Annotated in this window: 33 protein-coding genes and 1 pseudogene; 12 read left to right on the top strand and 22 right to left on the bottom strand. The window is 46.0% G+C overall.

The window, feature by feature from the left end:
- Window positions 1-646: pseudogene (locus ACUVJL_RS27435) on the bottom strand (ATPase); the annotation flags it as partial.
- A gap of 205 nt (window positions 647-851) precedes the next feature.
- Here ACUVJL_RS27435 and ACUVJL_RS27430 point away from each other — a divergent pair.
- Both ACUVJL_RS27430 and ACUVJL_RS27425 read left to right on the top strand, forming a co-directional pair.
- The gene (locus tag ACUVJL_RS27430; RefSeq protein WP_445248736.1) at window positions 852-1,439 is read left to right on the top strand and encodes an RNA polymerase subunit sigma-24; all 588 of its coding nucleotides are present in this window, start codon (window positions 852-854) and stop codon (window positions 1,437-1,439) included.
- Window positions 1,440-1,497: 58 nt separating this feature from the next.
- On the top strand, window positions 1,498-1,845 hold the full coding sequence (locus ACUVJL_RS27425; protein WP_445248735.1) for a hypothetical protein: 348 nt from the start codon (window positions 1,498-1,500) through the stop codon (window positions 1,843-1,845).
- 218 nt (window positions 1,846-2,063) lie between these two features.
- Here ACUVJL_RS27425 and ACUVJL_RS27420 read toward each other — a convergent pair whose 3' ends face one another.
- The 5 genes from ACUVJL_RS27420 to ACUVJL_RS27400 all read right to left on the bottom strand — a co-directional run bounded on the left by ACUVJL_RS27420 (window position 2,064) and on the right by ACUVJL_RS27400 (window position 3,876).
- On the bottom strand, window positions 2,064-2,453 hold the full coding sequence (locus ACUVJL_RS27420; protein ID WP_333053938.1) for a PIN domain-containing protein: 390 nt from the start codon (window positions 2,451-2,453) through the stop codon (window positions 2,064-2,066).
- Complete coding sequence (locus ACUVJL_RS27415; protein ID WP_445248734.1) at window positions 2,450-2,680, bottom strand: type II toxin-antitoxin system Phd/YefM family antitoxin; 231 nt, start codon at window positions 2,678-2,680, stop codon at window positions 2,450-2,452. The genes ACUVJL_RS27420 and ACUVJL_RS27415 overlap by 4 nt, the downstream gene beginning before the upstream one ends.
- Window positions 2,681-2,966: 286 nt before the next feature.
- Window positions 2,967-3,125, bottom strand: coding sequence for a hypothetical protein (locus ACUVJL_RS27410; protein ID WP_445248733.1), 159 nt, complete (start codon window positions 3,123-3,125; stop codon window positions 2,967-2,969).
- A gap of 11 nt (window positions 3,126-3,136) precedes the next feature.
- Window positions 3,137-3,472 (bottom strand): XisI protein, encoded by a 336-nt coding sequence (locus tag ACUVJL_RS27405; RefSeq protein ID WP_445248732.1) that lies wholly within the window; start codon window positions 3,470-3,472, stop codon window positions 3,137-3,139.
- A complete protein-coding gene (locus tag ACUVJL_RS27400; protein ID WP_445248731.1) occupies window positions 3,460-3,876 on the bottom strand; it encodes a XisH family protein in 417 nt (138 codons plus the stop codon). Before ACUVJL_RS27400 ends, ACUVJL_RS27405 begins: the two co-directional genes overlap by 13 nt.
- 274 nt (window positions 3,877-4,150) lie before the next feature.
- Between ACUVJL_RS27400 and ACUVJL_RS27395 the strand changes: the two genes are divergently transcribed.
- Window positions 4,151-4,471, top strand: coding sequence for a flavoredoxin (locus tag ACUVJL_RS27395; protein ID WP_445248730.1), 321 nt, complete (start codon window positions 4,151-4,153; stop codon window positions 4,469-4,471).
- Between the two features lie 22 nt (window positions 4,472-4,493).
- Window positions 4,494-4,754 carry a hypothetical protein gene (locus tag ACUVJL_RS27390; protein ID WP_445248729.1) on the top strand — a complete coding sequence of 87 codons (261 nt, stop codon included), beginning with the start codon at window positions 4,494-4,496 and terminating at the stop codon, window positions 4,752-4,754.
- Window positions 4,755-4,792: 38 nt separating this feature from the next.
- On the opposite strand, the gene ACUVJL_RS27385 is transcribed toward ACUVJL_RS27390, so the two are convergent.
- From ACUVJL_RS27385 to ACUVJL_RS27375, 3 genes are all read right to left on the bottom strand, one after another.
- The gene (locus ACUVJL_RS27385; RefSeq protein ID WP_445248728.1) at window positions 4,793-5,038 is read right to left on the bottom strand and encodes a type II toxin-antitoxin system Phd/YefM family antitoxin; all 246 of its coding nucleotides are present in this window, start codon (window positions 5,036-5,038) and stop codon (window positions 4,793-4,795) included.
- A gap of 182 nt (window positions 5,039-5,220) precedes the next feature.
- Complete coding sequence (locus ACUVJL_RS27380) at window positions 5,221-5,577, bottom strand: XisI protein (protein WP_445248727.1); 357 nt, start codon at window positions 5,575-5,577, stop codon at window positions 5,221-5,223.
- 454 nt (window positions 5,578-6,031) lie between these two features.
- The gene (locus ACUVJL_RS27375; protein WP_445248726.1) at window positions 6,032-6,367 is read right to left on the bottom strand and encodes a DUF5674 family protein; all 336 of its coding nucleotides are present in this window, start codon (window positions 6,365-6,367) and stop codon (window positions 6,032-6,034) included.
- 452 nt (window positions 6,368-6,819) lie between these two features.
- On the opposite strand from ACUVJL_RS27375, the gene ACUVJL_RS27370 reads away from it, so the two are divergent.
- On the top strand, window positions 6,820-7,041 hold the full coding sequence (locus tag ACUVJL_RS27370; protein WP_445248725.1) for a hypothetical protein: 222 nt from the start codon (window positions 6,820-6,822) through the stop codon (window positions 7,039-7,041).
- 205 nt (window positions 7,042-7,246) lie between these two features.
- Here ACUVJL_RS27370 and ACUVJL_RS27365 read toward each other — a convergent pair whose 3' ends face one another.
- Complete coding sequence (locus ACUVJL_RS27365; RefSeq protein ID WP_445248724.1) at window positions 7,247-7,948, bottom strand: esterase/lipase family protein; 702 nt, start codon at window positions 7,946-7,948, stop codon at window positions 7,247-7,249.
- Between the two features lie 152 nt (window positions 7,949-8,100).
- Between ACUVJL_RS27365 and ACUVJL_RS27360 the strand changes: the two genes are divergently transcribed.
- Together ACUVJL_RS27360 and ACUVJL_RS27355 are read left to right on the top strand one after the other, a co-directional pair.
- Window positions 8,101-8,580, top strand: coding sequence for an NUDIX domain-containing protein (locus tag ACUVJL_RS27360; protein WP_333123512.1), 480 nt, complete (start codon window positions 8,101-8,103; stop codon window positions 8,578-8,580).
- 630 nt (window positions 8,581-9,210) lie between these two features.
- Complete coding sequence (locus ACUVJL_RS27355) at window positions 9,211-10,854, top strand: energy transducer TonB (protein WP_445248723.1); 1,644 nt, start codon at window positions 9,211-9,213, stop codon at window positions 10,852-10,854.
- 191 nt (window positions 10,855-11,045) lie between these two features.
- On the opposite strand, the gene ACUVJL_RS27350 is transcribed toward ACUVJL_RS27355, so the two are convergent.
- The 5 genes from ACUVJL_RS27350 to ACUVJL_RS27330 all read right to left on the bottom strand — a co-directional run bounded on the left by ACUVJL_RS27350 (window position 11,046) and on the right by ACUVJL_RS27330 (window position 13,271).
- On the bottom strand, window positions 11,046-11,783 hold the full coding sequence (locus ACUVJL_RS27350; protein WP_445248722.1) for a class I SAM-dependent methyltransferase: 738 nt from the start codon (window positions 11,781-11,783) through the stop codon (window positions 11,046-11,048).
- Between the two features lie 7 nt (window positions 11,784-11,790).
- The gene (locus ACUVJL_RS27345) at window positions 11,791-11,988 is read right to left on the bottom strand and encodes a hypothetical protein (RefSeq protein WP_445248721.1); all 198 of its coding nucleotides are present in this window, start codon (window positions 11,986-11,988) and stop codon (window positions 11,791-11,793) included.
- A gap of 69 nt (window positions 11,989-12,057) precedes the next feature.
- Window positions 12,058-12,651 carry an RNA-guided endonuclease InsQ/TnpB family protein gene (locus ACUVJL_RS27340; RefSeq protein ID WP_445248737.1) on the bottom strand — a complete coding sequence of 198 codons (594 nt, stop codon included), beginning with the start codon at window positions 12,649-12,651 and terminating at the stop codon, window positions 12,058-12,060.
- Window positions 12,635-12,907 (bottom strand): hypothetical protein, encoded by a 273-nt coding sequence (locus ACUVJL_RS27335; protein ID WP_445248720.1) that lies wholly within the window; start codon window positions 12,905-12,907, stop codon window positions 12,635-12,637. The genes ACUVJL_RS27340 and ACUVJL_RS27335 overlap by 17 nt, the downstream gene beginning before the upstream one ends.
- Before the next feature lie 175 nt (window positions 12,908-13,082).
- A complete protein-coding gene (locus ACUVJL_RS27330; RefSeq protein ID WP_445248719.1) occupies window positions 13,083-13,271 on the bottom strand; it encodes a hypothetical protein in 189 nt (62 codons plus the stop codon).
- Between the two features lie 438 nt (window positions 13,272-13,709).
- On the opposite strand from ACUVJL_RS27330, the gene ACUVJL_RS27325 reads away from it, so the two are divergent.
- Window positions 13,710-16,253 carry a sugar phosphate nucleotidyltransferase gene (locus ACUVJL_RS27325; protein ID WP_445248718.1) on the top strand — a complete coding sequence of 848 codons (2,544 nt, stop codon included), beginning with the start codon at window positions 13,710-13,712 and terminating at the stop codon, window positions 16,251-16,253.
- 207 nt (window positions 16,254-16,460) lie between these two features.
- Complete coding sequence (locus ACUVJL_RS27320; RefSeq protein ID WP_445248717.1) at window positions 16,461-17,018, top strand: single-stranded DNA-binding protein; 558 nt, start codon at window positions 16,461-16,463, stop codon at window positions 17,016-17,018.
- A gap of 150 nt (window positions 17,019-17,168) precedes the next feature.
- Here ACUVJL_RS27320 and ACUVJL_RS27315 read toward each other — a convergent pair whose 3' ends face one another.
- The 3 genes from ACUVJL_RS27315 to ACUVJL_RS27305 form a co-directional block, all read right to left on the bottom strand.
- Complete coding sequence (locus tag ACUVJL_RS27315; protein WP_445248716.1) at window positions 17,169-17,516, bottom strand: hypothetical protein; 348 nt, start codon at window positions 17,514-17,516, stop codon at window positions 17,169-17,171.
- A gap of 219 nt (window positions 17,517-17,735) precedes the next feature.
- A complete protein-coding gene (locus tag ACUVJL_RS27310) occupies window positions 17,736-18,959 on the bottom strand; it encodes an RNA-guided endonuclease InsQ/TnpB family protein (protein ID WP_445248715.1) in 1,224 nt (407 codons plus the stop codon).
- 196 nt (window positions 18,960-19,155) lie between these two features.
- Window positions 19,156-19,386, bottom strand: a complete 231-nt coding sequence (locus ACUVJL_RS27305; RefSeq protein ID WP_445248714.1) for a hypothetical protein — start codon at window positions 19,384-19,386, stop codon at window positions 19,156-19,158.
- A gap of 221 nt (window positions 19,387-19,607) precedes the next feature.
- On the opposite strand from ACUVJL_RS27305, the gene ACUVJL_RS27300 reads away from it, so the two are divergent.
- Window positions 19,608-19,829 carry a helix-turn-helix domain-containing protein gene (locus ACUVJL_RS27300; protein ID WP_332984474.1) on the top strand — a complete coding sequence of 74 codons (222 nt, stop codon included), beginning with the start codon at window positions 19,608-19,610 and terminating at the stop codon, window positions 19,827-19,829.
- A gap of 45 nt (window positions 19,830-19,874) precedes the next feature.
- On the opposite strand, the gene lipB is transcribed toward ACUVJL_RS27300, so the two are convergent.
- Window positions 19,875-20,555: a lipoyl(octanoyl) transferase LipB gene (gene lipB, locus ACUVJL_RS27295; RefSeq protein ID WP_445248713.1), complete on the bottom strand. Its 681-nt coding sequence runs from the start codon at window positions 20,553-20,555 to the stop codon at window positions 19,875-19,877.
- A gap of 151 nt (window positions 20,556-20,706) precedes the next feature.
- Between lipB and hpf the strand changes: the two genes are divergently transcribed.
- Both hpf and ACUVJL_RS27285 read left to right on the top strand, forming a co-directional pair.
- The gene (hpf, locus tag ACUVJL_RS27290; RefSeq protein ID WP_445248712.1) at window positions 20,707-21,360 is read left to right on the top strand and encodes a ribosome hibernation-promoting factor, HPF/YfiA family; all 654 of its coding nucleotides are present in this window, start codon (window positions 20,707-20,709) and stop codon (window positions 21,358-21,360) included.
- Window positions 21,361-21,535: 175 nt separating this feature from the next.
- A complete protein-coding gene (locus tag ACUVJL_RS27285) occupies window positions 21,536-22,174 on the top strand; it encodes a Uma2 family endonuclease (RefSeq protein ID WP_445248711.1) in 639 nt (212 codons plus the stop codon).
- Window positions 22,175-22,446: 272 nt separating this feature from the next.
- On the opposite strand, the gene ACUVJL_RS27280 is transcribed toward ACUVJL_RS27285, so the two are convergent.
- From ACUVJL_RS27280 to ACUVJL_RS27270, 3 genes are all read right to left on the bottom strand, one after another.
- The gene (locus ACUVJL_RS27280) at window positions 22,447-22,905 is read right to left on the bottom strand and encodes a peroxiredoxin (RefSeq protein ID WP_445248710.1); all 459 of its coding nucleotides are present in this window, start codon (window positions 22,903-22,905) and stop codon (window positions 22,447-22,449) included.
- A 416-nt stretch (window positions 22,906-23,321) separates the two neighbouring features.
- A complete protein-coding gene (locus ACUVJL_RS27275; protein ID WP_445248709.1) occupies window positions 23,322-24,218 on the bottom strand; it encodes a metal ABC transporter permease in 897 nt (298 codons plus the stop codon).
- Window positions 24,219-24,627: 409 nt separating this feature from the next.
- Entirely contained in the window at window positions 24,628-25,437 is an 810-nt protein-coding gene (locus ACUVJL_RS27270) for a metal ABC transporter ATP-binding protein (RefSeq protein WP_445248708.1), read from the bottom strand.
- Window positions 25,438-25,639 lie beyond the last annotated feature (202 nt).

The following is a 25,639-nucleotide window of genomic DNA, read 5'->3' as shown; positions in this document are numbered from 1 at the left end:
TTAGGTTAGATTGAAATTTTTCTATGGTGGGGAATTCGTCTAGTGTGTACCAAACTGCGTACTCAAACTCGTCTTTAATTTGTTGTACGAGTTGCACTGCTAGGGTGGTTTTGCCGATACCGCTGATGCCGGTGAGGGTGATGAGGCGGCAGTGTTGTTGTAGAATCCAGGTTGTGAGGGTGTGGAGTTCGAGGGTGCGATCGAAGAAATCACCCAAATCTGGCATTTCGCTTAAATCTTGATATAGAGTTTTAGTTGGTTTTGAGTTAGATGTTTCTTGATTTGGTGGGTTTGAGTTTGGTATATTTGGCGGGTATCTAGCTTCTCCACAGATGTTAACGCTGTTAATTTGTACCGATTCTTCTTGTGCAACGTTTGAATATATTGAAACTTCTAACCTCTCCATTGCCGATCTAAAATTTGTTTTATTAACATCTTCCCCTAACTCCTCTGAAAGTATCTGCCATAATTCCGATCCGATTTCCCTGATGCGACTTTCAGAACAGTCAAAGTCTTTCGCTATTTCTTTGTATGTCTCGCGTTGTAGAGTTCCCCGCACTACCGCTGCTTGTAAATCGTCAAGGTGCTGACCTGTTTTCTCGAAAACTATGCGATCGGCGACATTTAACATTTCTTTAAGATTCATCTGGCAGGGAGATGCGAGAGTTTTGTGTATTGTAGCTCACAACTGCCAACATTTTCGTACACTTTCGTACATTGTTGTACAAACTTAGATTAAATTTAAAGTGAAAGCGAGGGAGAATTGGCGGCAAAATAGAACATTATTGGGCTAGACAAACCTTGAATTTATTAAGGATAATTGAACAAGTATTAAAAGGATAAATTGATTTATGAATTGGGAAGAGTTTGCCAGTAAAGCAGGTGAAGAAGTTGTAGAAAATGTTGTAGGAAAAACTACGGGCATGGATGGAAATACAGTCAAAACAGTCAAAGCGGTTGCAGAAACTGGTGCTGCGCTAGGCGCGGCTGTCAGTGGTGCTACAGGGTTGACTGTTGCAGCAACTTCAGGAGCAGGAATTACTTCAGGCCTAGCCGCAGCAGGTGGTGTGGTTGGTGGTGGTATGGCCGCTGCTCCTGGGGTATTAGCAGCGGGGCCAGCTTATCTTGGGGCAAAAATAATGAATGAAACTTTGTTCAAAGATCAACCGGACTTGTCTAAGGAAGAGCGTGATGCTCGTGAAGCTGCAAGAAGAGCTACAAACATTGGGGCTGTTGCTGGTGTGGCTGGTGCTGGTCTTGCAACCGTAGCTGGCGGTGCTTCTGGTGCTGCAATTATGGGTACCCTTGCTGGTATCGGTGGCGTTGTCGGGGGAGGTGCGATCGCTGGTACTGCCATAGTTGCTGCTGCACCTGTTGCGGCGGCGGCTGCTGTTGGATACGGAATATATAAACTTTTTGGAGGTAAAGGAAAAAAATAGTTAGTTCAGTTTGACTTTGAAAGTCTAATTAATCTGAAGTTTAGCTCAGGACTTAATTATGATGGATGAGATAGTCAATAAGTTAGCTGGTCTAGGAGTTGCTGGTTTAGTCTTAGTTGGTCTTGTTGCCACCTCTTCTTATGCAGGAGCCGTAGCAATTACAACTTCGTTAGCTTTTTTAGGTGGTCCTTTTGGCATGATTGGTGGCGCAGTTGCTCTCACCTTGATTGCAGGGGTTTCAAGCATGATTGCAAAGGTTGGGGTTGAGACTCTAGCAAAGGCTGTAGTTAAGGAGCTTAAGGAGAGTGGCAGATCTGAGAGTTCTATCATTCAAGAAATCAATAATTTTCCAATGATTACTCAAGGTCTACGTTCCCAACTACGTGAATATGTCCGCCTAGTATAAAAGGAATAAGTGTGATTGCTGCTCTCCATTAGTGCGCTCACCCTTTTTTTGTAGGTTGGGTTGACGCTGGTGTCACCCAACCTCTTTTTCCACTTACAATTTTATCCCTTTCCACCATTTCAAAAGCCGATGATTGCACAGAGGGCGTGAAGCATAGCTATCCAGTAGGGAATCGCCCCAGCAAAAAAAGGGATCTCGCCCACAGAAATATAGAATTCCTAACTGAGTGTTTGTAGCACCGAATTACCTGTAAGGTTGGCATCAACTGTAGCTAATATTAACCCATAATAAATAGCTGTGGCCGCAATAAATCGGTCTCCGGGGTCTTGATGGGGTAGTGCAATCTCGCGACTTAAAATGGCAATGGAGTGATTCATTTGGGCTTCACGAGTTTCCAGAGTTTTTAAAGCTAAGTTAACCCATGTAACCGGATCGGGCTGTAAAGATATCCTTCCTTTTTCTGCAAGGATGAGCGTCTCCCAAATGCTAATTGGACTGAGCCAAAGTTCAGTATTAGGATCGGCGATCGCCGTTTGAAGTTGGAGCGATAGGCGTTGATCGCCGAGTAAATACCAAAGCCAAATGTGGGTATCGAGTAAAAGTTTCATTCTAAAACTTCCCACAGTTCGGCGACAGGAGCAATTAAATCTCCTAATATTTCACCGCTTCCTTTCATTGTGCCAAACGCGGGGCGTGGGGTTTGGGTAGTGGCAGGATAGATAATCACTAATGGTTTCCCTTCATGGATGATGGTGAGGGGGGTTTTAGTACGTTCGACCTCTATAAATAGAGTCTGGAGGGTTTGGGGTAATTCAGTCGTGGTAATTTGGATCATTTTTTTACCGTAAGAATTTTTGATTGTTGATATCTAAGCCTGAGCAATCAGCAAGCGTTCTTTTAAAGAATTTTAATCTCTCATCATCATCCTAATAACTCTATTATACAAGTTAACTGCTTTGTCAATACTTGATCCTATAGCTGGTTCTGACGGGCGATCGCCCCACCAAGCATATTCTATTAACCCTCGTGTTACCCAACCTCTTTTTCCACTTACAATTTTATCCATTTCCACCATTTCAAAAGCCGATGGTTGCACACAGGGCGTGAAGCGTAGCTATCCACTAGGTAATCGCCCCAGCAAAAAAAGGGCGATCGCCCATAAGCTTGTAGGTTGGGTTGAAGGACAAAACCCAACCTTCATCGGCGTTTAGTGTGACTTTGGTGTTTAGCGATCGCCCCATAACACATAAAGAGCGATCGATGTCTGCAACCAAAAGCATCAACGTTAGTTTTAACTCACTGCAAATTCTGTGAACTGACGCATATAAGGTGGATGAAACCCAACCACAATGTCCGACTTCGGCACACCTATATTAACCAGCTCTTGCCCTAAATCGATTTCTGTTCCATTCTGCTGAATCCAGATTTTGCCATCCTTAATATCGAGATGGATAGGACAACCGTAAACTCGCTGTTTGTTATCCCAACCCACTCGAACAACTTGATAATGATTGTGTTCTGTGTCAAAAACAACTTGCACATCCACTTCTCCATAAGAAGGCTTGTATGCAGCATATTTCGTGAGAAGTTGTTTGATACAATCCCGATATTTTTCTATTTTTTCCATAAAGCTATCACCTCTTCTTCTACGTCATAAACCAATAATTTTAACTGGTAATCTTCCACAACAGCGGTTGTAAATTCCAGCTTGAAGAAATCGTTATACGCCGTCAAAGGAATTGCCAAAAATAGCTGACGTTGGGGGTCTTTAAACTTGAGTGCTGTACGGTAGTTGATAAATTGTCCAACCGCTAAATGAAAATCTGTTATCGCTGAAGTATTCAAAAAGCTCTTGATTTCTACAGCAATTTTCTCGCCCTGCCGTTCGGCTGCCAGCAGACGTTCCGCCCCCAGATCGATTAACATATCAACTCCACCCACACTGATGGAAAGTGGGTCATCTGTAATCTGCCAACCATCCTTTTGCAAGGCAATCTTCACAACATCATGAAATTTATCCTTTGCTGACATAAAGCCCTGATGACAAACAATTATAATTATACTGGCATTAATTGAGGTGTGTGAGTGCAATTCAGGTTGTTGACTCACCAAATCAAGCCTCGCGTGCGAGATCGCCCTCTCGTAAGGCTTGTCCAAGGGAGTGCGAGATCCCTTCACAGCAAATACCAAACAATCCGATGATTGTACGGATAGCGATGCTTGAGTTAAACAAAAGATCGATCGCCCTATGGACAAAGACTTCTGCTAAAGTATAGCGCGTAGTTAAATCAAACAGCCTACACTTGTGGAAAGAATTCCAAACGAGGCATTAGTAGTTTGTGGCGGTCGTAATCGCCCAGAAGATATTAAACGCAGCACGGCAACTCACCCCAGCGGCATCACAGGAATTTCTGTAAAATGTGCAGTAGGATTATCTGTAGCAGAGTTAACAGTGACAATCCCTCATGGACAAGTTGGTGTGACGACAGTTAGCGAGGTTCGATCGTCCGATGGAGATGTCATCCGTACTTCTGGCCGAAGTCCAAATCATGCAACATTAACTGGCTTAACACCAGAAAAAGCAAGTCTTCTGCTGACACCAACGATTCCTAATCCACCACAATAATCATCCTGAGTTGAGCAAAAATATGAAATATCCCAGAATCTTTGCAGATTTTCATAATGCGGATGAACAAGGTCGCCTTCGCCTAAATTGCGTTGGTACGATTGAAGATTTGAGTCGCCAAAATATTAAGTTGGAAGATGGTCAATTGCTAGCATTGTATGACGAAGAGTTAGAAGTCGATGGTATGGTGCAATATTCCCAAGAGGAAAGTCTTTGGGTTGCAGTAATTGATTGGAAGCAAATTAGGCAGGTAGAGGATATGCTTGTTCAAGCAACAGTCTAGTGCGATCGCTAGCTAAATGTGGGTATCCAGTAAAAGTTTCATTCTAAAACTTCCCACAGTTCGGCGACAGGAGCAATTAAATCTCCTAATATTTCACCGCTTCCTTTCATTGTGCCAAACCCGGGGCGTGGGGTTTGGGTAGTGGCAGGATAGATAATCACTAATGGTTTCCCTTCATGGATGATGGTGAGGGGGGTTTTAGTACGTTCGACCTCTATAAATAGAGTCTGGAGGGTTTGGGGTAATTCAGTCGTAGTAATTTGTGCCATTTGTTGACCGTTCACAATCTTATTTTATTTCTACTATGATAAGGCCAGGATTAGACGGAAACCGATGCTTGAGTGAAAAAAAAAGCGATCGCCCCTCGCACCAAATACCAAACACTGCGATGATTCTACGAGTGGCGATCGCCCCATAACACATAAAGGGCGATCGATGTCTGCAACCAAAAGCATCAACGTTAGTTTTAACTCACTGCAAATTCTGTGAACTGACGCATATAAGGTGGATGAAACCCAACCACAATGTCCGACTGCGGCACACCTATATTAACCAGCTCTTGCCCTAAATCGATTTCTGTTCCATTCTGCTGAATCCAGATTTTGCCATCCTTAATATCGAGATGTATAGGACAGCCGTAAACTCGCTTTTTGTTATCCCAACCCACTCGAACAACTTGATAATGATTGTGTTCTGTGTCAAAAACAACTTGCACCTCTACTTCTCCATAAGGATCGCGAATTAAATAACTTACAATTTTAATTGTTATTGTGGGATGGGCGTCCCGCCCGGTCAAAAAGGACGGGCGGGACGCCCATCCCACAAACTTGTGGAAGTTATTTAATTCTCATTCCTAAGAAGGCTTGTATGCAGCATATTTCGTGAGAATTTGTTTGATACAATCCCGATATTTTTCTATTTTTTCCATAAAGCTATAACCTCTTCTTCTGCGTCATAGACCAATAATTTTAACTGGTAATCTTCCACAACAGCGGTTGTAAATTGCCGCTTAAAGAAATCGTTTTACGCCGTCAAAGGAATTGCCAAAAATAGCTACTGAATCTGCCATTCAACTAACTCAGCAGCTATTTCTATTTCTGCATCTTGAGCAGTCCATTCAATAAACAGCTTACTTTCTTGCAGCAGATTTTCAATTATTTCGCCATTAGCTGCATTTTGATATCGAGATTTAGTTCGTGCTAAATTCGATGCTAAACTTCCCCGAAAAATCGGTATCTAGCCTCGCAAATAGCGTTACTTTAAAGTATACCATTCTTTCATAATCCTCCTAATAACTGTTCAACAATCTGAGCAACTTGTTCTATAATACTCCGATCTTGACTTTCCATCGAACGATTGTTCTGACGGGGGCTGATATTGGTTAAAAATTCATAGCCTACATCTTGTTTAAGTGGATACCAATCTGCTCGCCAAATATCTACCGACTTGCTGCCATGTTCGAGCAACACAGCTTCGCAATCAGCGTGATGTTCTCCACCACCTGCCAAAACTCCCCGTTCGATATCCACTGCTACTTTAATATAACTCCTAAGGTTTTCTAACATTTCTTCAAGTTGCTCTTTAGTAGCACGCTCCTGAATCAGATTAACCATCTTTGTCTATGTTTTCGATAGTATTTTTAAACTCAGCGGGCATTGGGTGAAGCAATATGCCATCACATCCAATAGGCGAGATCAGTTTCATTGTTTCCTAGCCCGACTCCAGAAACTTGGAGCAATTCTAGTTTACCTTAAAGCCGCTCACCAATACCTGTATCTTGACCGATCGCACAGATACTATTGAAGAGCGAAGGGTCTCGCCCCTCACCGCAAATACCAAATAGTGTGATGATTCTACGGAGTGCGATCGCCCACTAAAAGCTATCCCCTAGGGTGACTTTCGTCTTTCTAAGCAACGTACAAAACTTGACAGGGCTAGCAATGTCCACCCTATTTACCCGTAAGATATCATAAACGAGTTTCTAGAAAGTAGCGGAGCGATGGAAAGTTAAACTATGTAAACCATCCTTTTAAGTCGTGAAGAAGTAGCACGGCGTGAAATACAGTTGTACAAAAACAGCATCCGTCAACAAGTGGAGACAGACGAAAACCTCGGCAAGATGGTCATCATCCACTTTGAATCAGGAGATTACAAAGTTGATGAAACTCGGTTAAAAGCAGCCCGCAACCTCAGTAAAAAACATCCACATTTCCGTCTCTGCGGCCGTCGCATGGGATATAATGTAGCTGTATCATTCGGTGGGGTAATGCAGCGTATCTACAAGTGATTTCCGGCATTGTAATGGATAGACACGCAACCGTCACGTTGACATGAATGCTGCCCAACGGCTCAACTCTACCGATCGAATTTGTCATCGATACAGGATTTAGTGGAGTTCTTTGATTGCCTCCAGAAGCCGTTTCATTATTGAGGTTCCCTTTCATATACGAGGTGCCGGCAAACTTGGCAGACAACCTCAAAGCGATTCGTTTCTAACACAAATACCCAATCCAAGCCGGCAAAACCTCCGGCGAACCGTACCACTTCCCCGGAGAACGAGGCGAATGCCAAACTCCCTCCAACACCAAATTTTCGGCCCCGTCCAAAACAGCAGCTTCCACCGGCGTAATTCCATCTCCCCAAGTTTCGCCCTTCCCCACAGTCAACTCGTAACTTTGATAAGCCAGCCAAGTCCCTAAACCCCGCTTGCCAAAAACAGCCTTCCCAGCAGCGCACACGTAGCGCACCTGCGGGTGAAAAGCCCCCGGATAGTGAATTTTGACAAAATCTAGATTTTTGCGAGTCCAGCGCTCTTGAGAGACGTGCGGCGTGCCTAAAGTGATTAAAGTATTCACACAGGGGTGAGCTTCCCACAAACCCGCGTCCTCAAGCACGTCGCCGTGAATCGTGTAAGGCTTTTCGCCCAAATAGATGCGAGAAATCCAGCCGCCGGCGGAATGACCGATGAGATTGATCTGGGGAACGCCGTATTGCTGTAACATTTGTTTGACCGTGCGATCGAGCTGTCGCAAAATTGGCACCATCGACCGCCCGCCAAAAGTCGGCAACCAATCTCCCTTGCCCAGAGGCACTGTTACTGTTGGGAAACCTCGATCGACCAGAGATTTTTCTAATTCGCGATAGTCGGAAGCAGCAGCAAAATATCCGGGTAAAATCACGGTGGGTAATGGCATTGTCAATTTTAGGTTTTAGATTTGAGATTTTAGATTTTGCGGCCGGAGTGCTACGATCTATTTTTCAAGTTCAAAGACGCTTGCCCAAGCATCCTTTGGATTACTAACATCTGCCACTCGTTAAACTTTTTGCTTAGGGAATATCTACTTCTATGGCTCGCGAGCCGATTCAAACATGGTATTTTACCCTAGTTGTGGTTCACTTAGAAGACCGTTTTCTACTGGTACAAGAGCGCAAGTACGAGCAGCAGTGGTATCTCCCAGCAGGGCGAGTGGAAAAAGGGGAGACTTTGCTGGATGCTGCTATGCGTAATACCGTCGAGGAAGCGGGCATTTCCGTCATCATTGAGGGAATTCTCAGGGTAGAGCACACAGTCATGCCTAGGGGCAATGTGCGCCTCCGAGTCATTTTTGTGGCTCGTCCAGAAGATAAGACGCCGCCCAAGAGCAAGCCGGATGAGCATACTTTGTGCGCTGGCTGGTATTCTCTCAAGGAATTAGACCAGTTGTCTCTACGGGGAGAGGAAGTTCGGGAAATGTTTCAATATATGGCAAGCGGGGCTCCTATTTATCCCATGGACTTGCTCACCGTCGAGGGAGCTCCTTTTAAAAATTACCGCTATCGCTGGTGAATCAACGGAGTTTTGAGATTGCCGCCACAGCCGGTGCCTACAACGCGCAGCCACTCGGTCGGTTTTGAGTTTTTTGAACTCGTAACCGAATTGGAAACGCCGATCGATCCGTTCGAGCGATCGTGTGTAATAAATTAGTAGGGTCCCAGAACCCGGAAAAAGACGGTATGGCAGCGGCTTGTCTGTTTTTTCGTTCGCCCCAGTCCGGCCCGGTTGACGCCCCGAACACGATTGTCAACAATAATTGAGAAACGGGGTATAACAGAGGGCATTTGGGAAAAAGCCAAAGGCATTCGGCAATAAAAAAATGCTTTCAGCAATTAACTAACGTCCTAACCCTATGGGCGGTGCTACAACAGCGAGGAAAAATCTCGGTTCTCAGGTTGAATCCGTCAAGAAACCCGGTTTCTGGACTTGAGTGCTTGAGTTGAGGGGTTCGGAATCTAAATAAAAGTCGATCGGGCTATTTCGATACCCACCGTGCTAAAATCATACCTTTGATTTCCCAACCGCAACTTTTTAACTCGCTCAAAATAAAAAAATATCAATTAATAACTATTAACTTCCAATTCCCAATTCGCAATTAGCAATTCCCAATTACCAATTACCAATTCCCCATTCCCCATAGTCATGACTGACTCTTCCTCCCTAGCCAACACCCTTTCCGAACCGCTGCGCCAGCCTTTTTGGTGGGCAGCCCTAGCTTCTGTCAGCCTTCACGGAGTCTTCGGAGCAACGGCCCCGACGATCTCAAACATAATTTATGGTGGTGGAAATTCCTCAAAAAATATCCCTGGTTCTGTCGGCTTGGTAGAACTAACTCCCGCAGAGGCCGGCCGTCTGCCACAAACCATACCACCGCGCCCGTCCAATAAGCCGTTTTTGATCGCACCAGTTCCCCTTCGGACCTCGCCAAAGTTAGCCCCGCCCTTGCCCCCCGCACCTCCAACTATCAACTTGCCCGCCCTACCGCCGGGAATGCCCCCTCCTGGATTCCCTTTCCCTTTGTCTTATCCCCCTCTCCCGCCCTCTCCCGCCCCAACAGCCCCGCCACCTCCGAAAACTCCTTCCCCAATTCTCAAAACGCCCCCGCAGAAACAACCGACTGTCATCCCGCAACAGCCACCGGAGCAGCAATCTGTTAATTTGGGTCCCAATATCCCGCCACCGCCACCGCCACAATCGCAGCCGCTGACGGAACTGCCCGTGTTTCCTCTAGGCGGAGAGGATCCATATAACCCGGAAAAACTCTCAGAAATCATAGCTCAACGCAGAATAGGCGGGCTTTCAAATCCAAATGATATCGCTACCCCTCAGTACCCAAGAGGTGAAACGAATTCTGGAGTCAATGGAGCACTAAATTTACCAGGCAAATCTCTTCAGCTAAAGAATCCAATGATAGCAACTGGTCCAGGAATAGGGCCTAGCCAATCATTCGATCCGAAGAAGAGAAATCCCGCTCCGGGACAACCGGAGTCAAACTTAGGGGGCAATCCAGAAACAATTGCCAAGAAGATTCGATATGAATATCTTGCCTTGTTTGACAACTTCCGCTTGGCTTATCCTGACTTGCTCCCGGCGGGGCAGACTTTTTCCGTGAATAATGTTGCTTATCCGGAAGCAGCTTGCTCGGACAAACTCGAAGGAAGAGCACTATTGGGAGCTGTTGTCCAACCCCAAGGGTCGCTCCGGGCCGCCCCTAAAATTATTATGGCGACGGGTTATCCGATTCTTGACAAGGCAGCTATAGCTGGTATTGAATCTCAAACATTTCCACCAGCTAGCACGCACAAGCTTTATCAAGTAGAGGTCGAGTTTAAATACGATCCGAAAATCTGTGGCGGAGCTCCTCTAGCCCCACGCACCGTCCCCAGTGAGCCAAAACCAGCCCCCACACCGTTGCCTGCGCCTGCACCTGCGCCCGCCCCACCGTCGCGGTCGTCTGCACCTGCACCTGCGCCTGCACCTGCGCCTGCCCCCGCCCCCACACCGTCGCCGTCGCCTGCGCCTGCGCCGAAACCAACCTCCACACCGTCGCCGTCGGTGTCCCCTGAACCTGCTTTTGCCCCGTCGCCGTCGCCTGCGCCTGCACCTGCTCCTGCCCCGTCGCCGTCGGTGTCCCCTGAACCTACTCCTGCCCCGTCGCCGTCGGTGTCCCCTGAACCTACTCCTGCCCCGTCGCCGTCGGTGTCCCCTGAACCTGCGCCTGCTCCGGCTCCCGAACCGTCGCCGTCACCTACGCCTACGCCTTTTCCCGCAGTTACCCCAAATTAATTGGGGATTCGGAATTGGGAATCGGTAAGGGGTAATATAGCCGAAGGAAAAAGGAAGGCACGACACGGATTTTGACACGGACGCACGGATTAATTATCAAGGGTTCCTTCTGATGTTAAAGGAAGAACGAAGAAGGAGCAATTATGAAATAACCAATCCCCAATTCCCAATTTCCAATTTCCCTTAAAAGTTCAATTGTATTGAACTTTATACATTTGAAATAAGTCTCCGCTTTGCTTTTTTACTACCTTAGCGCCCGCAGCTTTTATCATTTTTTCCCAATCTTCTATTGCCTCTAAAAATACTTCCCCGGCTCGATAGGTTTCTAAAATTGCCCAATCTTCTGCTAGAGGAGAATTGGGATTGAGGACATCAAAAACAAAATGACCGCCCGGTTTTAGTACCCGCTTTACTTCTCCCATGACAATACTCCAATAGTCTAGGGGATAGTAACAGCTAAAGCCTGTAGCGAGGCATAAATCGAACTGAGCCTCTTCGTAATTTAACTGGTGAGCGGGGGCCCATTCTACGCCTTTGAACAGCTTAGAATTGAGCTGAGGGCCGCGAGCGTTTAAGGCGTCTCGCGCTGCGCTGCTGATTTCTTGACCGTAAAAATATGCTTCCCAATCCCGCCAAGGGTAGATGAGAAAGCTGACTCCGCAGCCAATGTCTAAACAGCGCTGATTTTTTTGAGGTTTGGCAATTTTCCAGAAGGGAGAAACTGTTTTTTCTTGGAGAGTTCCTGCGACTGATTCTAGGAAAATCGGCATTGCTTCGACTTCTTCGGGTAAAGCGAATGCTTCTCCTCGGTATTCGCGATCGAACCGAGAAGCAACTTGCGACAGTAAAACTTGCCAGCTATCTGATTTTCCTTTAGCAAACCAAGTCTGCTCCTGACCCGCGGCTGGGCGATCGGACTTTTTAGACATTCTTCAATTACCTTTTAGAAGCTTTAAGAGCTTTTGTAAAGTTTTTGCGGTAAGGCTTATTAAAAATTAACGCGGGCCAGAGCAGGGACAGCTTCAGGCGATTTGCAAAACTTCTGTCGAAGTTAGTGCGATCGAAACCGTTCCAAAATTTCCAAATACCGCCGCCGTAAGCGACTAGCAACACCAATCCAATTAACGTTTCCATCAAATAACCCCCTAAACGACTGAGTGACGTTCTCCCCCGCCCTAGCGAAACGCTGGCTTCGAGGGCTTCTCAGAAAAGTGTTAACTGAAAACCAGTTAAAATTTCCTTTGCTTCTTGCTTCAACAGCGGCCTATGGCTATCGCCTCCACAAGCAGAAACGATGAGTCCCACCGTTTTAAAATCTGCGATCGCTCTCTTCAAAATATTAATGGCTGCATTAATATCTCGCTCTAACTCAGTATAGCAATCACGGTATGAATCCCATCTGAGTGATAAATCTTTTCTGACTTTAACTCCACATCCTGAGCAATCTTGTGATGTATTATTAGGATTAACTTTCACCAAGTGAATGCCGCGTTTTACCGCCACTGCTTCCACTATTGTCATGAAACTTGCCCATGCTGCATCTAAGATTGATTTTCCCCAAGGAGTACAAGCAAGTCCTTGAATATTTAAGTCTTCAACTGCTATTAAGTCATATTTCCTCACCAGTTTATGTGCTGTTTTATAGGGAAAATCTTGGCGCTGTCTCTGAATTCCTTGATTAATTATAGCAACTCGGTTGGCTTGCTTTTTATAATTAGCAGAACCTTTTTGTTTATGGGCTAGTTTCCTTTGCTGTCTGACTAAATGATGTTGAGCTTTTCTATAGGTTTGTTGAATCAGGACAATTTCGCCGTCTGCTGTCGCCTAAGAATTTCTCTAAACCTACGTCAATCCCAACCGCTGTTTTAATTGTATCTACGGTCATAGGAGTTGGTACTGTCCGATTTTCCGTGCTTATGCCAGTATACCAACCATCTGCTTTCTTAACAAGAGTTGCTGTTTTGAGGGTGAATCCATCTAGAATGGGAGGATGTACAATTAGGGTATTTCTCCAATTCTCGGAATTGGGAGTGTCGAAGCTGATAAAAAACAACCAGCTTTTGGGTGATGGAAGGAGGGAAAACCCAAATGAACGCAACTCACCCTTCTTTTTGAATAGTGGTCTACGAGCACGTTTTCCATTTTGGTCAGGTGCTTGCCAACGCCACCAAGTTTTATCTAATCGTTGAAGATTGATTTGTTGAACTTGAGAATAAATATTTTTGTAATCAGGAAATTTTTTTTTCCTTGAGGGCTGTTTGCTGAGTGTAATAATTTACCAGAGTAGGAATTTGAGCAATTGGCTCTGAGAGCGTTGAGCAGCCGTCAATCTGGCATCTTGTCCGATGCAACCAATCTAGTCGCTGCCCCAAAGCATAATTCCAATGCCGTAGCCACAACTCTAACCAATTGTCCATCAGGAAATTTGGTCAGGAGTGGGGTTGATTCGGTACTGGTAAGTTAGGATCATACAAAAACCGTAAATCACTTAACGCATTATGTCAACGCTCTTATTATCTCTTATTATGAAAATCATGATGAAGCATTTGTTTGCTGGTAATTCCCCACCCGTCAAAGGAAACGTTATGACGGGCGACCCTTTGCCACATTAAGTTGGATTAAGAGTGAGCGAGCCAAAGCGCTAGTCTTAATCTATCATTTCTCAGACCGAAAGCAATTTTGAAGAATTGTTATCGGTAGCGCTCGCTACCCAGGGTTAAACTTGCCTCCCAAGATTACTGAGACTCGCGGATAATAATTAATTAAGAGCTGATAGCTGACGGCTGACCCAAAAATTTTAGATTTTCGTTCTAGTTAAAAAGAATCAGGAGTGCTTTTTAAGCAAGGAGGATTTTATGCGTGCAGTGCTGATGGCTGGGGGGTCAGGAACGAGGCTCAGACCTCTGACGTGCGATTTGCCCAAACCGATGGTGCCGATTCTCAATCGCCCGATCGCAGAACACATTATCAATTTGCTAAAAAGGCATCAGATTACGGAAATTATTGCTACGCTGCACTACCTTCCCGATGTCATGCGCGAATATTTTACTGACGGGGCAGAGTTTGGCGTTCAAATGACTTACGCTGTGGAGGAAGACCAACCGCTGGGTACGGCTGGTTGCGTCAAAAATATTGCTGAATTGCTCGATCGAACTTTTCTGGTCATCAGCGGCGATAGCATCACAGACTTCGACTTGACGGGAGCTCTGAAATTTCACCGCAGCAAGCAATCCAAAGCCACGTTAATTTTAACTCGCGTTCCCAATCCGATGGAATTCGGGGTGGTGATTACCGAGGAAGATTACCGCATCAGCCGCTTTCTGGAAAAGCCTTCTAGCAGCGAAATTTTCTCCGATACCGTCAATACCGGCACCTACATTTTAGAACCCTCGGTATTGGACTACCTGCCTGCACATAAAGAGTGCGACTTCTCGAAAGACTTGTTTCCCTTGCTGCTGGAAAAAAACGAGCCGATGTACGGTTACATCGCCGAGGGTTACTGGTGCGATGTCGGCCAGCTTGATGTTTACCGGGAATCTCAGTACGACGCGCTGCGGGGAAAGGTCAAACTGGATTTGAACTACTACAACCAAGTTCGACCGGGACTTTGGGTAGGTCAGAATACTTTTATTGACGATAGCGCGATCATCGAAGTACCGGCAATGATCGGCAACAATTGTCGGATTGGATCCCGAGTTAAAATCGATGCCGGTACGGTGCTCGGAGATAACGTGACAGTCGGGGCCGATGCCAACCTCAAACGTCCCATCGTCTGGAACGGAGCAATTGTCGGCGAAGATGCTCACCTTAGGGCCTGCGTGATTTGCCGCAGCAGCCGCGTAGACAGGCGCGCTCATGTATTGGAAGGGGCGATCGTCGGTTCGATGTCGATCGTGGGAGAAGAAGCGCAAGTCGGGCCAAGCGTGCGCGTCTGGCCGAGCAAAAATATTGAATCCGGCGCTCTGTTAAATCAAAATTTAATTTGGGGAGAACAAGCTAGGCGGAATTTGTTCGGTCAGCGTGGCGTTCAAGGACTGGCAAATGTGGATGTTACCCCGGAATTCGCGGTGAAATTGGGCGCGGCTTACGGCTCGACTTTGAAACCCGGGACTTCGGTATCGGTTTCTCGCGACCAGCGGAGCATTTCGCGGATGGTTTCGAGGTCTTTGATTGCGGGTTTGATGTCGGTGGGAATTAATGTGGTCAATTTGGAATCGACGGCGATTCCGATCGCGCGCACGGTTTCGTCTACGCTGTCGATTGCTGGCGGCATTCACGTTCGCATTTCGCCCGATCGGTCGGACCACATTTTAATTGAATTCTTCGATATCAAAGGCATTAATATTACTAAAGGGGCTGAGAAAAAAATCGAGGGGGCTTATTTTAAGGAAGATTTGCGGCGGGCTCTAATTCCGGAAATTGGAGAGATGACGTACTTTAACCAAGCTCTCGACGTTTACAACCGCATTTTTGAGCGGCAGATGAATGTTGAGGCAATACGCTACAGCAATACTAAGGTGGTAATCGATTACGTTTACGCAGTTTCCGGAGCAATTCTGCCACAAATGCTCGCCAAGTTCGGCTGCGATGCGGTGGTGCTTAATGCCAGTCTCAAGCAGACTTCTCTAAGCAACGGGGAACGGGAATATTTGCTTGACCAACTCGGCCGGGTGGTGAAAGCACTCAGCGCTAATTTTGGAGTGCAGGTGTCGGCTAACGGCGAACAGCTCATTTTGGTAGATGAGTCTGGGATAGCGATTCGCGGGGAAATGCTGACGGCGTTGATGGTAAATTTGATGCTGACTTCTCATCCCAAAGGTACAGTAGTAGTGCCGGTGCATGCGTCTTCTGCGGTGGAGGCGATCGCCCGTCGCTATCAAAGCAAGGTAATCCGCACTAAGGCGAACCCAACTGCTTTGATGGAAGCCGCTAACAGGAACCCGAATGTGGTTTTGGGCGGCAGCGGCCTTATGGGTTTTATTTTTCCGCAATTGCATCCCGGATTTGACGCGATGTTCTGCATTGCTAAAGTGATAGAAATGATGACGATTCAGGAGCGATCGCTCGGACAGATCAAAGCCGAACTACCCCGCGTCACCCACCGCAGTTACAGCGTCCGCTGTCCTTGGACTATCAAGGGTTCGCTGATGCGACATTTAGTAGAAACTCATTCGCCCGATCGTTTAGAATTAGTAGATGGAGTGAAGATTTTTAACTACAGCGACGACAATTGGGTATTAGTCTTGCCCGATGCGAGCGAACCGACCGTTCATATCTTCGCCAACAGTGAGGACCGAGATTGGGTATCTGAAACTTTGAAGGAGTACCGTAGCCTGGTTCACGATTTTGTCAGCCAAACTGAGGCGGCGGTTCGGCAAGATAAATTTGGTAATGGGTAATCGGGAATTGGGCATTGGGCATTGGTAATGGGGAATTGGTAATGCAAAAGTAAAAAAATAAAATGCGTTATTTTAAGTTTTACCTTTTTACTTGAAAGTTCATGCCCAATTCCCAATCCCGAATTCCCAATCCCGAATTCCCTGTTTCGCCAATTCCCTGTTTCGCCAATTCCCAATTCCCAATTCCCAATTACGCACAGATAACAGATGAATAGCTGCATTTTGATGGCGGAAATAATTCAACAACCGCAACTCCGTTATACTCCTGACAATCAACTTCAAATCGCTGAGATGCTGGTGCAGTTTCCAGGTCCAAAACCTGAAGATCCGCCCGAACATTTGAAAGTGATAGGATGGGGAAATTTTGCTCAAGAAATTCACGAGAAATATCACGAGGGCGATCGCGTGATTATTGAGGGGCGGCTGAGCATGAATACGATCGAAAGAGATGGTATTAAAGAAAAGCGCGCTGAACTGACAGCCCAAAGGATTTACAGTGTCGGTGCCGATGCAATGAGTGCTGCAGCCCCAGCTAGAACCGCCCCCGAACAGGCTCAAATTCGCGACAGCGCGCCGGCTAATGTGCCGAGCAATGTAGTGCCTTTAGGCTCGCGGAACCGCAGTTCTAACAGCCCTCCAGGCGGCGCTAACCGCACGTCTAGTTCGGATTGGAACTCGCCTCAGTCTTCAAATTCTCCGTCCGATCGCCCGTCGGGTTCGTCTAACGAAGCTGACAATCCCGATTACGATCCGATTCCATTTTAAAAATTAGGGTGCATCACTTTACAACTGGATTGTTCGATCGAAAGTGACGCACCTTAATTTAAGAGCGATCGCTCTTCAGGAAAAAAAGGGCGATCCTCTTCGAGGGCTGCGCTAACGAATTTGGCCCAACTACGAGCTAAATTGCAAATTTTACAGCTCGATCGTCACAACTTTTTTCTTGCTTTTTTCGTCGCGCAGCACGACTGTATTGTAGGGTGATGTATCGGTTCCCAGCGGAATCGGCAGCTTAAAGCTGCCGCTCTTATGCTTAAGTGCGCCTAAATCAATGCCTTTCGTTATATTGCCATCTGTTGCCAGATAAGCGCTAAGTTCGCCTTTATAATGTTCAATCAAAAAGTCTCTGAAGAAAACGACTTCCCCACCCTCCTCGGAATCGATAGCAAGGATGACCGTACCGCTAAACGTTGCGCCTTTTTGTTCTTCATCAACCGTCGCCATTTTAATTTCCGAGGGGTCTTGACCGGACATATCTGCCATAAATTTTTTCTCCAGAGCGGAGCGCAATAATTAACAAGAATCTTACCTGACGCTAGGGGCGATCGCAAAACTCTGAGGACGTATTTCTGCATCGGTCTTGCTTCTGTCTGAGGTTAGAGAAGCCCGCGATCGCGCATTATACAACCAATTACTCTCAATTATTGAGTCAGTAAGTACAGACCGGTGAACCCAATTTTATGATAATGTGAACTACCCACACTAAATCGAAGCGATTATAGTGTGGGCTTCTAACATCACGGAGGAATGCCTCAGAACGGACTTGCGTCCAATCTTTGGTCTTACTTCCCCTCCGTTAGCAGAAACGGCTGTTCCATCCGTCTGTAGTATCCTGATGCCCTCCGCTCTAATATTTGTTGCGGCGTTACCATCGCGGTCGTGACGAGTACCGCAATTAGGACAAGTCCACTCCCTAATATCAAGCGGTAACTTATCAATCTGATAATAGCAATTAGAGCAGAGCTTGGAGCTGGGGAACCAGCGGTCAATTTCAACCAATTTGCCACCTTTTCTCTCTAGCTTGTAAGCTAAGAAATTGACAAAAATCCCCCATCCCACATCAGATATGGCTTTAGCTAAATTGTGATTGCGTACCATGCCTTTGACATTAAGATTCTCTACTACGACAACTTGGTTTTCATTGACGAGCATTCTCGAAAGCTTATGTAGAAAATCCTGACGGGATTTAGTTACCCGTTCGTACACTTTAGCTACCGTCTTTTTGGCTTTGTTCCTTGAATTACTTCCTTTCTGTTTTTTAGCTAGCTTTTGCTGCTTGCGTTTGAGGTTTTTCTCGTGTTTGGCTAGATGCTTAGGGTTATCATACTTAGAGACTTTGCAGCCATTGCTCGTAATAGCAAAATGAGTCAATCCCAAGTCAATTCCAATTACTTTGCCGACCGTTGAAACCGTCGGATTGTCGCCTTCACTCTCCATCAATATTGAGGCAAAGTATTTCCCAGAAGGATTTAAACTAACCGTTACGGTTTTGATTGTTCCTTCTATGTTCCTGTGCAACTTGGCTTTAACTTTGCCGACTTTGCCCGGAAACTGAACAAACCCATCAAGTACCTTGATATTTTGAGGATACTGAATCGATTGCTTATCATGCTTTGACTTGTAGCGCGGGAACCTAGCACGACCTGCAAAAAAGTTTTTATAGGCAGTTGTGAGGTTGAGCGTTGTTGATTGCAAAACTTGGCTGTAACATTCAGACAACCAAAGTGTTTCTTCGGCTTTCTTGAGTTTTGGTAAAAAGGCATTGAGTGCTGACTGACCAAGGCTTTTACCCGTTTCTTTATAAGTCTCAATTGACTTATTTAGAGCATAGTTCCACCACCATCTGGCACAGCCAAAGTGCTGAGACAGTACGGCTTGTTGCTCTAATGTTGGATAAAGTCGAACCTTGATGGCAGTATGCAGCATCTCATTGCCTCCTTACTGTAATACACATTCCAGTAAAACAGCTACAAAGATAAAGATTTGGAGAGTTCCGTACCTACAATCTCCCTGCCTTTCATCCCGCCGCTAAACTGGGTACAGTTATAGCGGGGGACTTCCCGGCGAGGAGTTAAGAGCGATCGCCCTTCACTCAAGAAAGGGCGATCGCCCTGAAAAATTATTATTTCCAGTAACGGGTTAAAATCCGCATTACTTCACCTGCGATCGGGGACGGTAAAGGCGGGCTCCATTCACCAACTTCTGCAAAACCCAAAACGTGCAGCAGATTGATGATGCTTTCTACTCCTTTGGGAATCCCGCAAATCAACAATCGGATCGGTTGCTTTCCGATGGGTGCGTCGGGAATTTCTTCGCGCAGGAGTTCGGGAACTGACTTTGGCTGTGATATCATGAGTTTTAACTACACAATAGTTGGATAGCGATCGCCCTTAAGTTTTCCAGGCCCAGGGGCGATCGCTTTTCCGTTTGTACATCCTCAGCATAGTTCATTCGCTGCTGCAAGTCAAGCGATACGACAAAAAATATTGCCGATACGGCAAAACAAGTGTTAGTGAAGGTTGCAGGATGCTAACATCACCTTGCAAAGTCCTGGCTAGTAGTTGAGCACCCGCAGTGATCCGTTGGAAATTGGCAGTTGTGATGGCCGATCGCAATATCAGTAATAAAGAATTGGCGGCTAGAGTTGGGATGCACCCAACATCTGTTTCTAAAATCAAAACCCGCCGCCGGCTAACAAGAATTGATGAAACAACTCTTGATGCTCTGTGCAAAGCACTAAACTGCCAACCGGGAGATTTAATGGTGTATGAGGAGGAAAATTCCGATCGCACTTAAAAAACCGACTGCGATCGTTAGTCGTAAGGTTGACAGCGACGCACCCTACACATTCGATCGCACAATTTCCACTGCAAAAACGCGAGCAAACTCAGCGACAAGGATCGATCGCACTCGATCGACCTCAATTCCGGGGATAAACTGCTCTAAACTCCCAACAGGTCGATCGGGAATCCCGCAAGGTACAATTTGCCCAAAACCTGCGAGATCCGGACAAACATTTAAAGCAAAACCGTGCATCGTAATCCAGCGGCTGACTTTAATGCCGATCGCGCCTACCTTGCACCCATCCACCCAAACCCCAGTCATACCGGGAACCCGCGAACCCTTCAACCCGCAAACTTCCAGCACCCCCAGCAGCACTTCCTCCAACTGCCGCAAATACCAGTGCAAATCTTGTTGGTGACGGCGCAAATTTAAAATCGGATAGCCCACCAATTGGCCCGGACAGTGGTAAGTCACCTCGCCGCCCCGCTCAACTCGGTGCAGTTCCGGCCCAGTCTGACCCGGGTCAAATTTCAGAAATTCCAGCTTTGCTCCCATTCCCAAAGTGTAAACCGGCGGATGTTCCAGCAAAATCAGGACATCTGGCAAATCAGGGTTGTCGCGGCGTTCTTGCACGAGTTTTTGCTGGATTTCCCAAGCTTGGGAGTAGGGCACTTGTCCCCAATCGAAGAGCAAGCAGGGTTGTGCATTTAGCTGTTGAGGGATTAGAGGGGAAATCATGCAAAAAATCAATAGTGTTTTTACGGAATATTGGCGCAGTTTAAATCAAGAATTGTCAACATATAAAAAAAGATTTGGAAGATAAGTGTTTTCGAGAATACATAGTGCTAGTGTATAAACTAGACCCACGTTACAGAAGGGAGGGAGCTCTATGAAGCTTGTTATCCAGGGTAAGAATATAGAAATCACCGATGCGATTCGCGAGTACGTCAATCAAAAGGTTGAAAAGGCAGTTAGCCATTTTCAAAATTTGACGACGGAAGTGGACATACATCTATCGGTGGCTCGTAACCCCAGGATCAATCCTAAGCAGACTGCTGAGGTGACAATTTATGCTAACGGCAGCGTGATTCGGGCTGAGGAAAGCACGGAAAGCCTCTATGCCAGCATCGATTTGGTTGCCGACAAGATAGCTCGTCAACTGCGGAAATTTAAGGAAAAACGCCACGACAATAAGACCCAGAGTAGTGCCAAAACGGTTACGGTAGTTGAGGAACATCCTGTAGCAGCGGATCTGATTGGCGATCGAACTCCCGAACTTCCTGCTGAGGTGGTACGGACTAAGTATTTTGCTATGCCTCCAATGACTGTGCAACAAGCTTTGGAACAATTGCAGATTATCGATCACGATTTCTATATGTTTCGTAATGCCGAAACAGGCGAAATTAACGTACTCTACGAACGAAAGACTCACGGTGGCTATGGAGTTATCCAACCCCGCCACAGCAACGGTAACGGTAATAGCAAAAATGGCAAAACTGCCGAAAGCGCTGCATCTGAAAAATCGAGTGTTGCGAAAAGCTAGATAATTGCTGACTGCTAATAGTTAATGGCTGCAAGCCCTTAGCAAAAAAGGACTAAAGTCCTCACTACAAACTCCTGGTTCGTAGTAAGGACTTTAGTCCTTTCTTGGTTTTTTTAGATAATGGTTCGTAGTAAGGACGTTGCTGATATTTCCTAGAGAAAATGGAGGAACAATTATGTTATTGGAGTTAAGACAATTGAAGATTCAACCGGGTCAGCAATTACTGGTTGAGGATGTGAACTGGCAACAATTTGAAAGTATTTTGGCGGAATTAGGAGAACGTCGTGCTTCTCGACTTTCCTATAGTAACGGACGGTTAGAAATTATGGTTCCTTTGCCCGAACATGAAAAAGCCAAGGAAATTATTGGCGACATGGTAAAAATTTTGTTGGAAGCAGGACAAATAGCATTTGAGTCCTTGGGTTCGACAACCTTGAAAAATGAACGCATGAGTCAGGCTGTCGAACCGGATACCTGTTTTTACATTCAAAATCAAGCAGCCGTTATCGGTAAAAATCGCCTCGATATGAGTGTTGATCCGCCCCCAGACTTAGCTATAGAAATTGATCTCACCTCTCGCACGCAGTTGGATAATTATCAAATTCTAGGAGTGCCGGAACTTTGGCGATACGCACGGCCAGGGCTACAAATCAACGTCTTGCAAGCCAAACAATATATTGAGTCTGATGTGAGTCCCACTTTCCCCAATATCCCGATTGTCGAACTGGTGAATCAGTACACCCAGCAGAGTCAAGTTGCGGGCAGAACCAGCGCTATTCAAGCTTTTAAAAGTTGGGTAGGGGAAAATCTCTAGTCTCATACCAATTTAATGTGAAGTTGCACATATCTCGATCCCCCTCGCATCCCCCTTAAGAAGGGGGACTTTGATCGGAATCTTGTCCCCCCCGATGCCTTGGGGGGCGCCAGGGTGATCGGATTCTATGCAGCCTCATAAAAAATTGGTATCAGAACTTCCGTTTTCACTACAAACCCTTAGTTCGCAGTCAGGAATTTAGGTTCTTCTTGGTTTTTTAGACAAGGAGGACTTTCGTCCTCACTACAAACAATATATTGAAGAAAATCCATCTAACTTTTGATGGTTTCTAAAGTTTTGAGTGCTTCTGCAACGTGTGCTTTAAAGTCTAACATGGAGTCAAAAATATGCTTGACAACGCCTTGTTTGTCAATGACATAAGTTACTCTACCGGGCATAATCCACAGGGTAGCTGGAACTCCGTATAATTGCCGCACTTTGTTGCCAGTATCGCTCAGCAGTGTAAAGGGTAGCTGATATTTGGCTGCAAATTGTTGGTGCGATTGTTGCGAATCTTCGCTAATTCCTATGACTTCTGCACCTGCGTCTTTGAAGACTTCGTAACTATCTCGAAAAGCGCAAGCTTGGGTTGTGCATCCGGGTGTGTTGTCTTTGGGGTAAAAGTAGACTATGACGTTTTTTTTATCTTTAAAATCTTTGAGGCTGACTGATGTGCCAGTTTGAGATGGTAAGGTAAAATCGGGGGCGGTGTCTCCTACTTTGACTGTCATGTTTTTTAACTGAGTAGCTCTGTTTGCGTGAAAATTTAACTTTTGTTATTGTACAGTTGTTTTGAGCAATAGTTCGCAGTTGCGATCGCCCGATTCGGTATCATCCCATTTTTGCTTTCTCGCAATCCTAAAAAAAACCTTTTTACCAAATCTGGATGCAGCCGGCGATTCGCAGTTACGCGGATTAATTCTAGAGGCTTTTTTGAACCGCACATCCACGGGGATTAACGCAGATTCTTATTAACAATGGGATGGGCGGCGCTGAAGCGTTACTACTGAGATGTTGCACCATTCTCAATAAGCCTTTTATGAACAGGCAAGATGCCTGTTCCACAAAGAGTGAATTTTCTTGTGGAACAGGCATCTTGCCTGTTCTTGAGAATGGTGCAAGATGTGAGTTACTACAAAGTTAGTAGTTATCGGCCTTTAGTTAAATTTTTTAATTCCCGCCATATTGGAGGAATTTGACCGGAGTTTGTGCGGGGCTGGGTGAGGATTCCTTGAGTGGGACTGAACAGCAAGGATAGCACAAATAACCCCGATGCAACTAAAACTATTGCGGGTCCGGATGGTAAGTTATAGAAGTAGCTGAGATACATTCCGCTAATGCTGGAAATAACTCCGATTATTGCGCCTAAAATCATTACTTGGTGCAGGCGAGTGACTAGGAGATAGGCGGTACTTGCAGGTGTAATTAATAGGGACAAGACTAGCACTACGCCAACGGCTTTGAGGCTGGCAACTATTGTGAGGGCGATGAGTACCATCAGTCCGAAGTTGAGCAGGTTTACTGGCAAACCTGTTGCTTGCGCTCCTAATGGATCGAATGTGTAAAATAGCAGTTCTTTGTAAAAGAATACTACAACTAATAAGACTAGGGCGACAATGAAGGCTGTGTCGATCGCATCTTCAGCAGTAACGCCGAGGATATTGCCGAAAAGAAAGTGGTTGAGGTCGATTTTGTTGTCTTTTTGGACGATCGTAATTAGGGTGATGCCCAGGGCGAAGAATGCCGAAAATACGATGCCCATGGCGGCGTCTTCTTTGATTGTCGATCGAGCTTTGATCCAAGCTATGATTACTGTACTCAAAACTCCGGCAATGAAGGCGCCGATAAAGATATTTGCTCCGAGGATAAATGCGATCGCCAATCCGGGCAAAACCGAGTGGCTGATGGCGTCTCCGAGCAAGGCCAGCCGCTGTACCATTAGGTAGCTGCCGACGATCGCGCAGACGATGCCGACGAGAATGGCAATTACGAGCGATCGCTGCATGAATCCGTACTGCAACGGCTCAATTAAGGTTTGTATCATAAAATTATCAAATCACAGTTAACTAATGACTAACAACCAAAGCAACCCGGTTTGATCTGAGATGTTGCACCATTCTCAATAAGCTTTTTAGGAACAGGCAAGATGCCTGTTCCACAAGAAAATTTACTCTTTGTGGAACAGGCATCTTGCCTGTTCTTGAGAATCGTGCAAGATGTGAGTTTGATCGGAGATTTATCGTTGCCCAATTCAAGATTATCAAAAAAACCGGATTCAAGAGTGTAACTCCTAGATTAAGGACCAAGAATTTCAAAGGTGGTACAAGCCCCCGGATTTATCCGTGGAATCAATCCCAAATCGAAAATCAAAAATCCTCAAGCCCCCGCATTTATCCGTGGGGTCAATCTAAAATCTAAAATCTAAAATCTAAAATCGATTGACTGCTGCCTAATTAAGCTGCTTGTCCGGCAAAGAACATTACTTGTCCGCCGTAGGCGCGGTAAAGGTTTTCTTGCGTTAGCACTTCTTGGCGGGGACCAGCGGCAATCAATTCTGTATTTAGCAAAATTAAATCGTCAAAATTGGTGATTGATTCCCCTAAGTCGTGGTTGACTACTAAGACGGTTTTTCCGGCATTTGCTAGCTGGTGGAAGATGTCGAAAATGATATTTTGAGTTTTTTGGTCAACGCCGACAAACGGCTCGTCAAAGCAGAAAATAGCGGCTTCTTGGGCTAATGCTCTAGCTAGAAATACTCGCTGTTGCTGTCCCCCGGAAAGTTGTCCGATCGGTCTGTCTTTGTAAGCACTCATGCCTACTCTTTCTAAGGCATCGGCAGCGGTGCGGCGGCTAGCTGCCGAGAAGCGACGAAACCATCCGGCTTTTCTGACTCTTCCCATCATCACGACATCCCAAACGGTGGCGGGATAGTTCCAGTCAATTTGCGATCGCTGCGGCACGTAGGCTACGGTTTCGAGTCGATCGGCGATCGCTTCTTCGCCACAGGTAACAGTGCCGCGATCTGCGGGAATTAAGCCCAACATTGCTTTGATCAGCGTGCTTTTGCCAGCACCGTTGGGGCCAATAATACCCGTCAGCCTTCCCGGTTTGACGGAAAGATTGATATCTCTGAGTGCCTCTACCGTGCGGTAGTTTACTGCTAAGTGCTTAACAGCGATAATTTCTGTGTCGGTAGCCGTGTCTGGGAGGTGGCAAACCATTTGAGACCAAGGAGTCTCGTTGGGGAAGGCGGCGGTATTCATTGCGGTGACTCTATCTCCTTTTTGTTAAGTTTACTGTAAAAATGAAAAGAATATGAAATCATCGGTAAATAGGAATAATCTGGAACGCGGGAGAGGTAGATAATGCGACAGTGCAAGCTGGAAACCCCTCAAACCATAGGTTTTGTGGCGAAAATCTCAAGTCGGTTAAAACTCAGATGTTGCACCATTGTCAAGAACGGGC

Origin of the sequence: Microcoleus sp. OTE_8_concoct_300, assembly GCF_031383065.1 — a bacterium.
Classification (GTDB): Bacteria; Cyanobacteriota; Cyanobacteriia; order Cyanobacteriales; family Microcoleaceae; genus Microcoleus.
This window is presented reverse-complemented; position numbering and strand designations above follow the sequence as displayed.

Bases quoted from the DNA above. Each gene is read 5' to 3' on its own strand.
- ACUVJL_RS27430 (WP_445248736.1), top strand. From the start codon at position 852: ATGAATTGGGAAGAGTTTGCCAGTAAAGCAGGTGAAGAAGTTGTAGAA.
- ACUVJL_RS27425 (WP_445248735.1), top strand. From the start codon at position 1,498: ATGATGGATGAGATAGTCAATAAGTTAGCTGGTCTAGGAGTTGCTGGT.
- ACUVJL_RS27420 (WP_333053938.1), bottom strand. From the start codon at position 2,453: ATGAAACTTTTACTCGATACCCACATTTGGCTTTGGTATTTACTCGGC.
- ACUVJL_RS27415 (WP_445248734.1), bottom strand. From the start codon at position 2,680: ATGATCCAAATTACCACGACTGAATTACCCCAAACCCTCCAGACTCTA.
- ACUVJL_RS27410 (WP_445248733.1), bottom strand. From the start codon at position 3,125: ATGCTTTTGGTTGCAGACATCGATCGCTCTTTATGTGTTATGGGGCGA.
- ACUVJL_RS27405 (WP_445248732.1), bottom strand. From the start codon at position 3,472: ATGGAAAAAATAGAAAAATATCGGGATTGTATCAAACAACTTCTCACG.
- ACUVJL_RS27400 (WP_445248731.1), bottom strand. From the start codon at position 3,876: ATGTCAGCAAAGGATAAATTTCATGATGTTGTGAAGATTGCCTTGCAA.
- ACUVJL_RS27390 (WP_445248729.1), top strand. From the start codon at position 4,494: ATGAAATATCCCAGAATCTTTGCAGATTTTCATAATGCGGATGAACAA.
- ACUVJL_RS27375 (WP_445248726.1), bottom strand. From the start codon at position 6,367: ATGGTTAATCTGATTCAGGAGCGTGCTACTAAAGAGCAACTTGAAGAA.
- ACUVJL_RS27365 (WP_445248724.1), bottom strand. From the start codon at position 7,948: ATGCCATTACCCACCGTGATTTTACCCGGATATTTTGCTGCTGCTTCC.
- ACUVJL_RS27360 (WP_333123512.1), top strand. From the start codon at position 8,101: ATGGCTCGCGAGCCGATTCAAACATGGTATTTTACCCTAGTTGTGGTT.
- ACUVJL_RS27355 (WP_445248723.1), top strand. From the start codon at position 9,211: ATGACTGACTCTTCCTCCCTAGCCAACACCCTTTCCGAACCGCTGCGC.
- ACUVJL_RS27350 (WP_445248722.1), bottom strand. From the start codon at position 11,783: ATGTCTAAAAAGTCCGATCGCCCAGCCGCGGGTCAGGAGCAGACTTGG.
- ACUVJL_RS27345 (WP_445248721.1), bottom strand. From the start codon at position 11,988: ATGGAAACGTTAATTGGATTGGTGTTGCTAGTCGCTTACGGCGGCGGT.
- ACUVJL_RS27330 (WP_445248719.1), bottom strand. From the start codon at position 13,271: ATGGACAATTGGTTAGAGTTGTGGCTACGGCATTGGAATTATGCTTTG.
- ACUVJL_RS27325 (WP_445248718.1), top strand. From the start codon at position 13,710: ATGCGTGCAGTGCTGATGGCTGGGGGGTCAGGAACGAGGCTCAGACCT.
- ACUVJL_RS27320 (WP_445248717.1), top strand. From the start codon at position 16,461: ATGAATAGCTGCATTTTGATGGCGGAAATAATTCAACAACCGCAACTC.
- ACUVJL_RS27315 (WP_445248716.1), bottom strand. From the start codon at position 17,516: ATGGCAGATATGTCCGGTCAAGACCCCTCGGAAATTAAAATGGCGACG.
- ACUVJL_RS27310 (WP_445248715.1), bottom strand. From the start codon at position 18,959: ATGCTGCATACTGCCATCAAGGTTCGACTTTATCCAACATTAGAGCAA.
- ACUVJL_RS27305 (WP_445248714.1), bottom strand. From the start codon at position 19,386: ATGATATCACAGCCAAAGTCAGTTCCCGAACTCCTGCGCGAAGAAATT.
- lipB (WP_445248713.1), bottom strand. From the start codon at position 20,555: ATGATTTCCCCTCTAATCCCTCAACAGCTAAATGCACAACCCTGCTTG.
- hpf (WP_445248712.1), top strand. From the start codon at position 20,707: ATGAAGCTTGTTATCCAGGGTAAGAATATAGAAATCACCGATGCGATT.
- ACUVJL_RS27285 (WP_445248711.1), top strand. From the start codon at position 21,536: ATGTTATTGGAGTTAAGACAATTGAAGATTCAACCGGGTCAGCAATTA.
- ACUVJL_RS27280 (WP_445248710.1), bottom strand. From the start codon at position 22,905: ATGACAGTCAAAGTAGGAGACACCGCCCCCGATTTTACCTTACCATCT.
- ACUVJL_RS27275 (WP_445248709.1), bottom strand. From the start codon at position 24,218: ATGATACAAACCTTAATTGAGCCGTTGCAGTACGGATTCATGCAGCGA.
- ACUVJL_RS27270 (WP_445248708.1), bottom strand. From the start codon at position 25,437: ATGAATACCGCCGCCTTCCCCAACGAGACTCCTTGGTCTCAAATGGTT.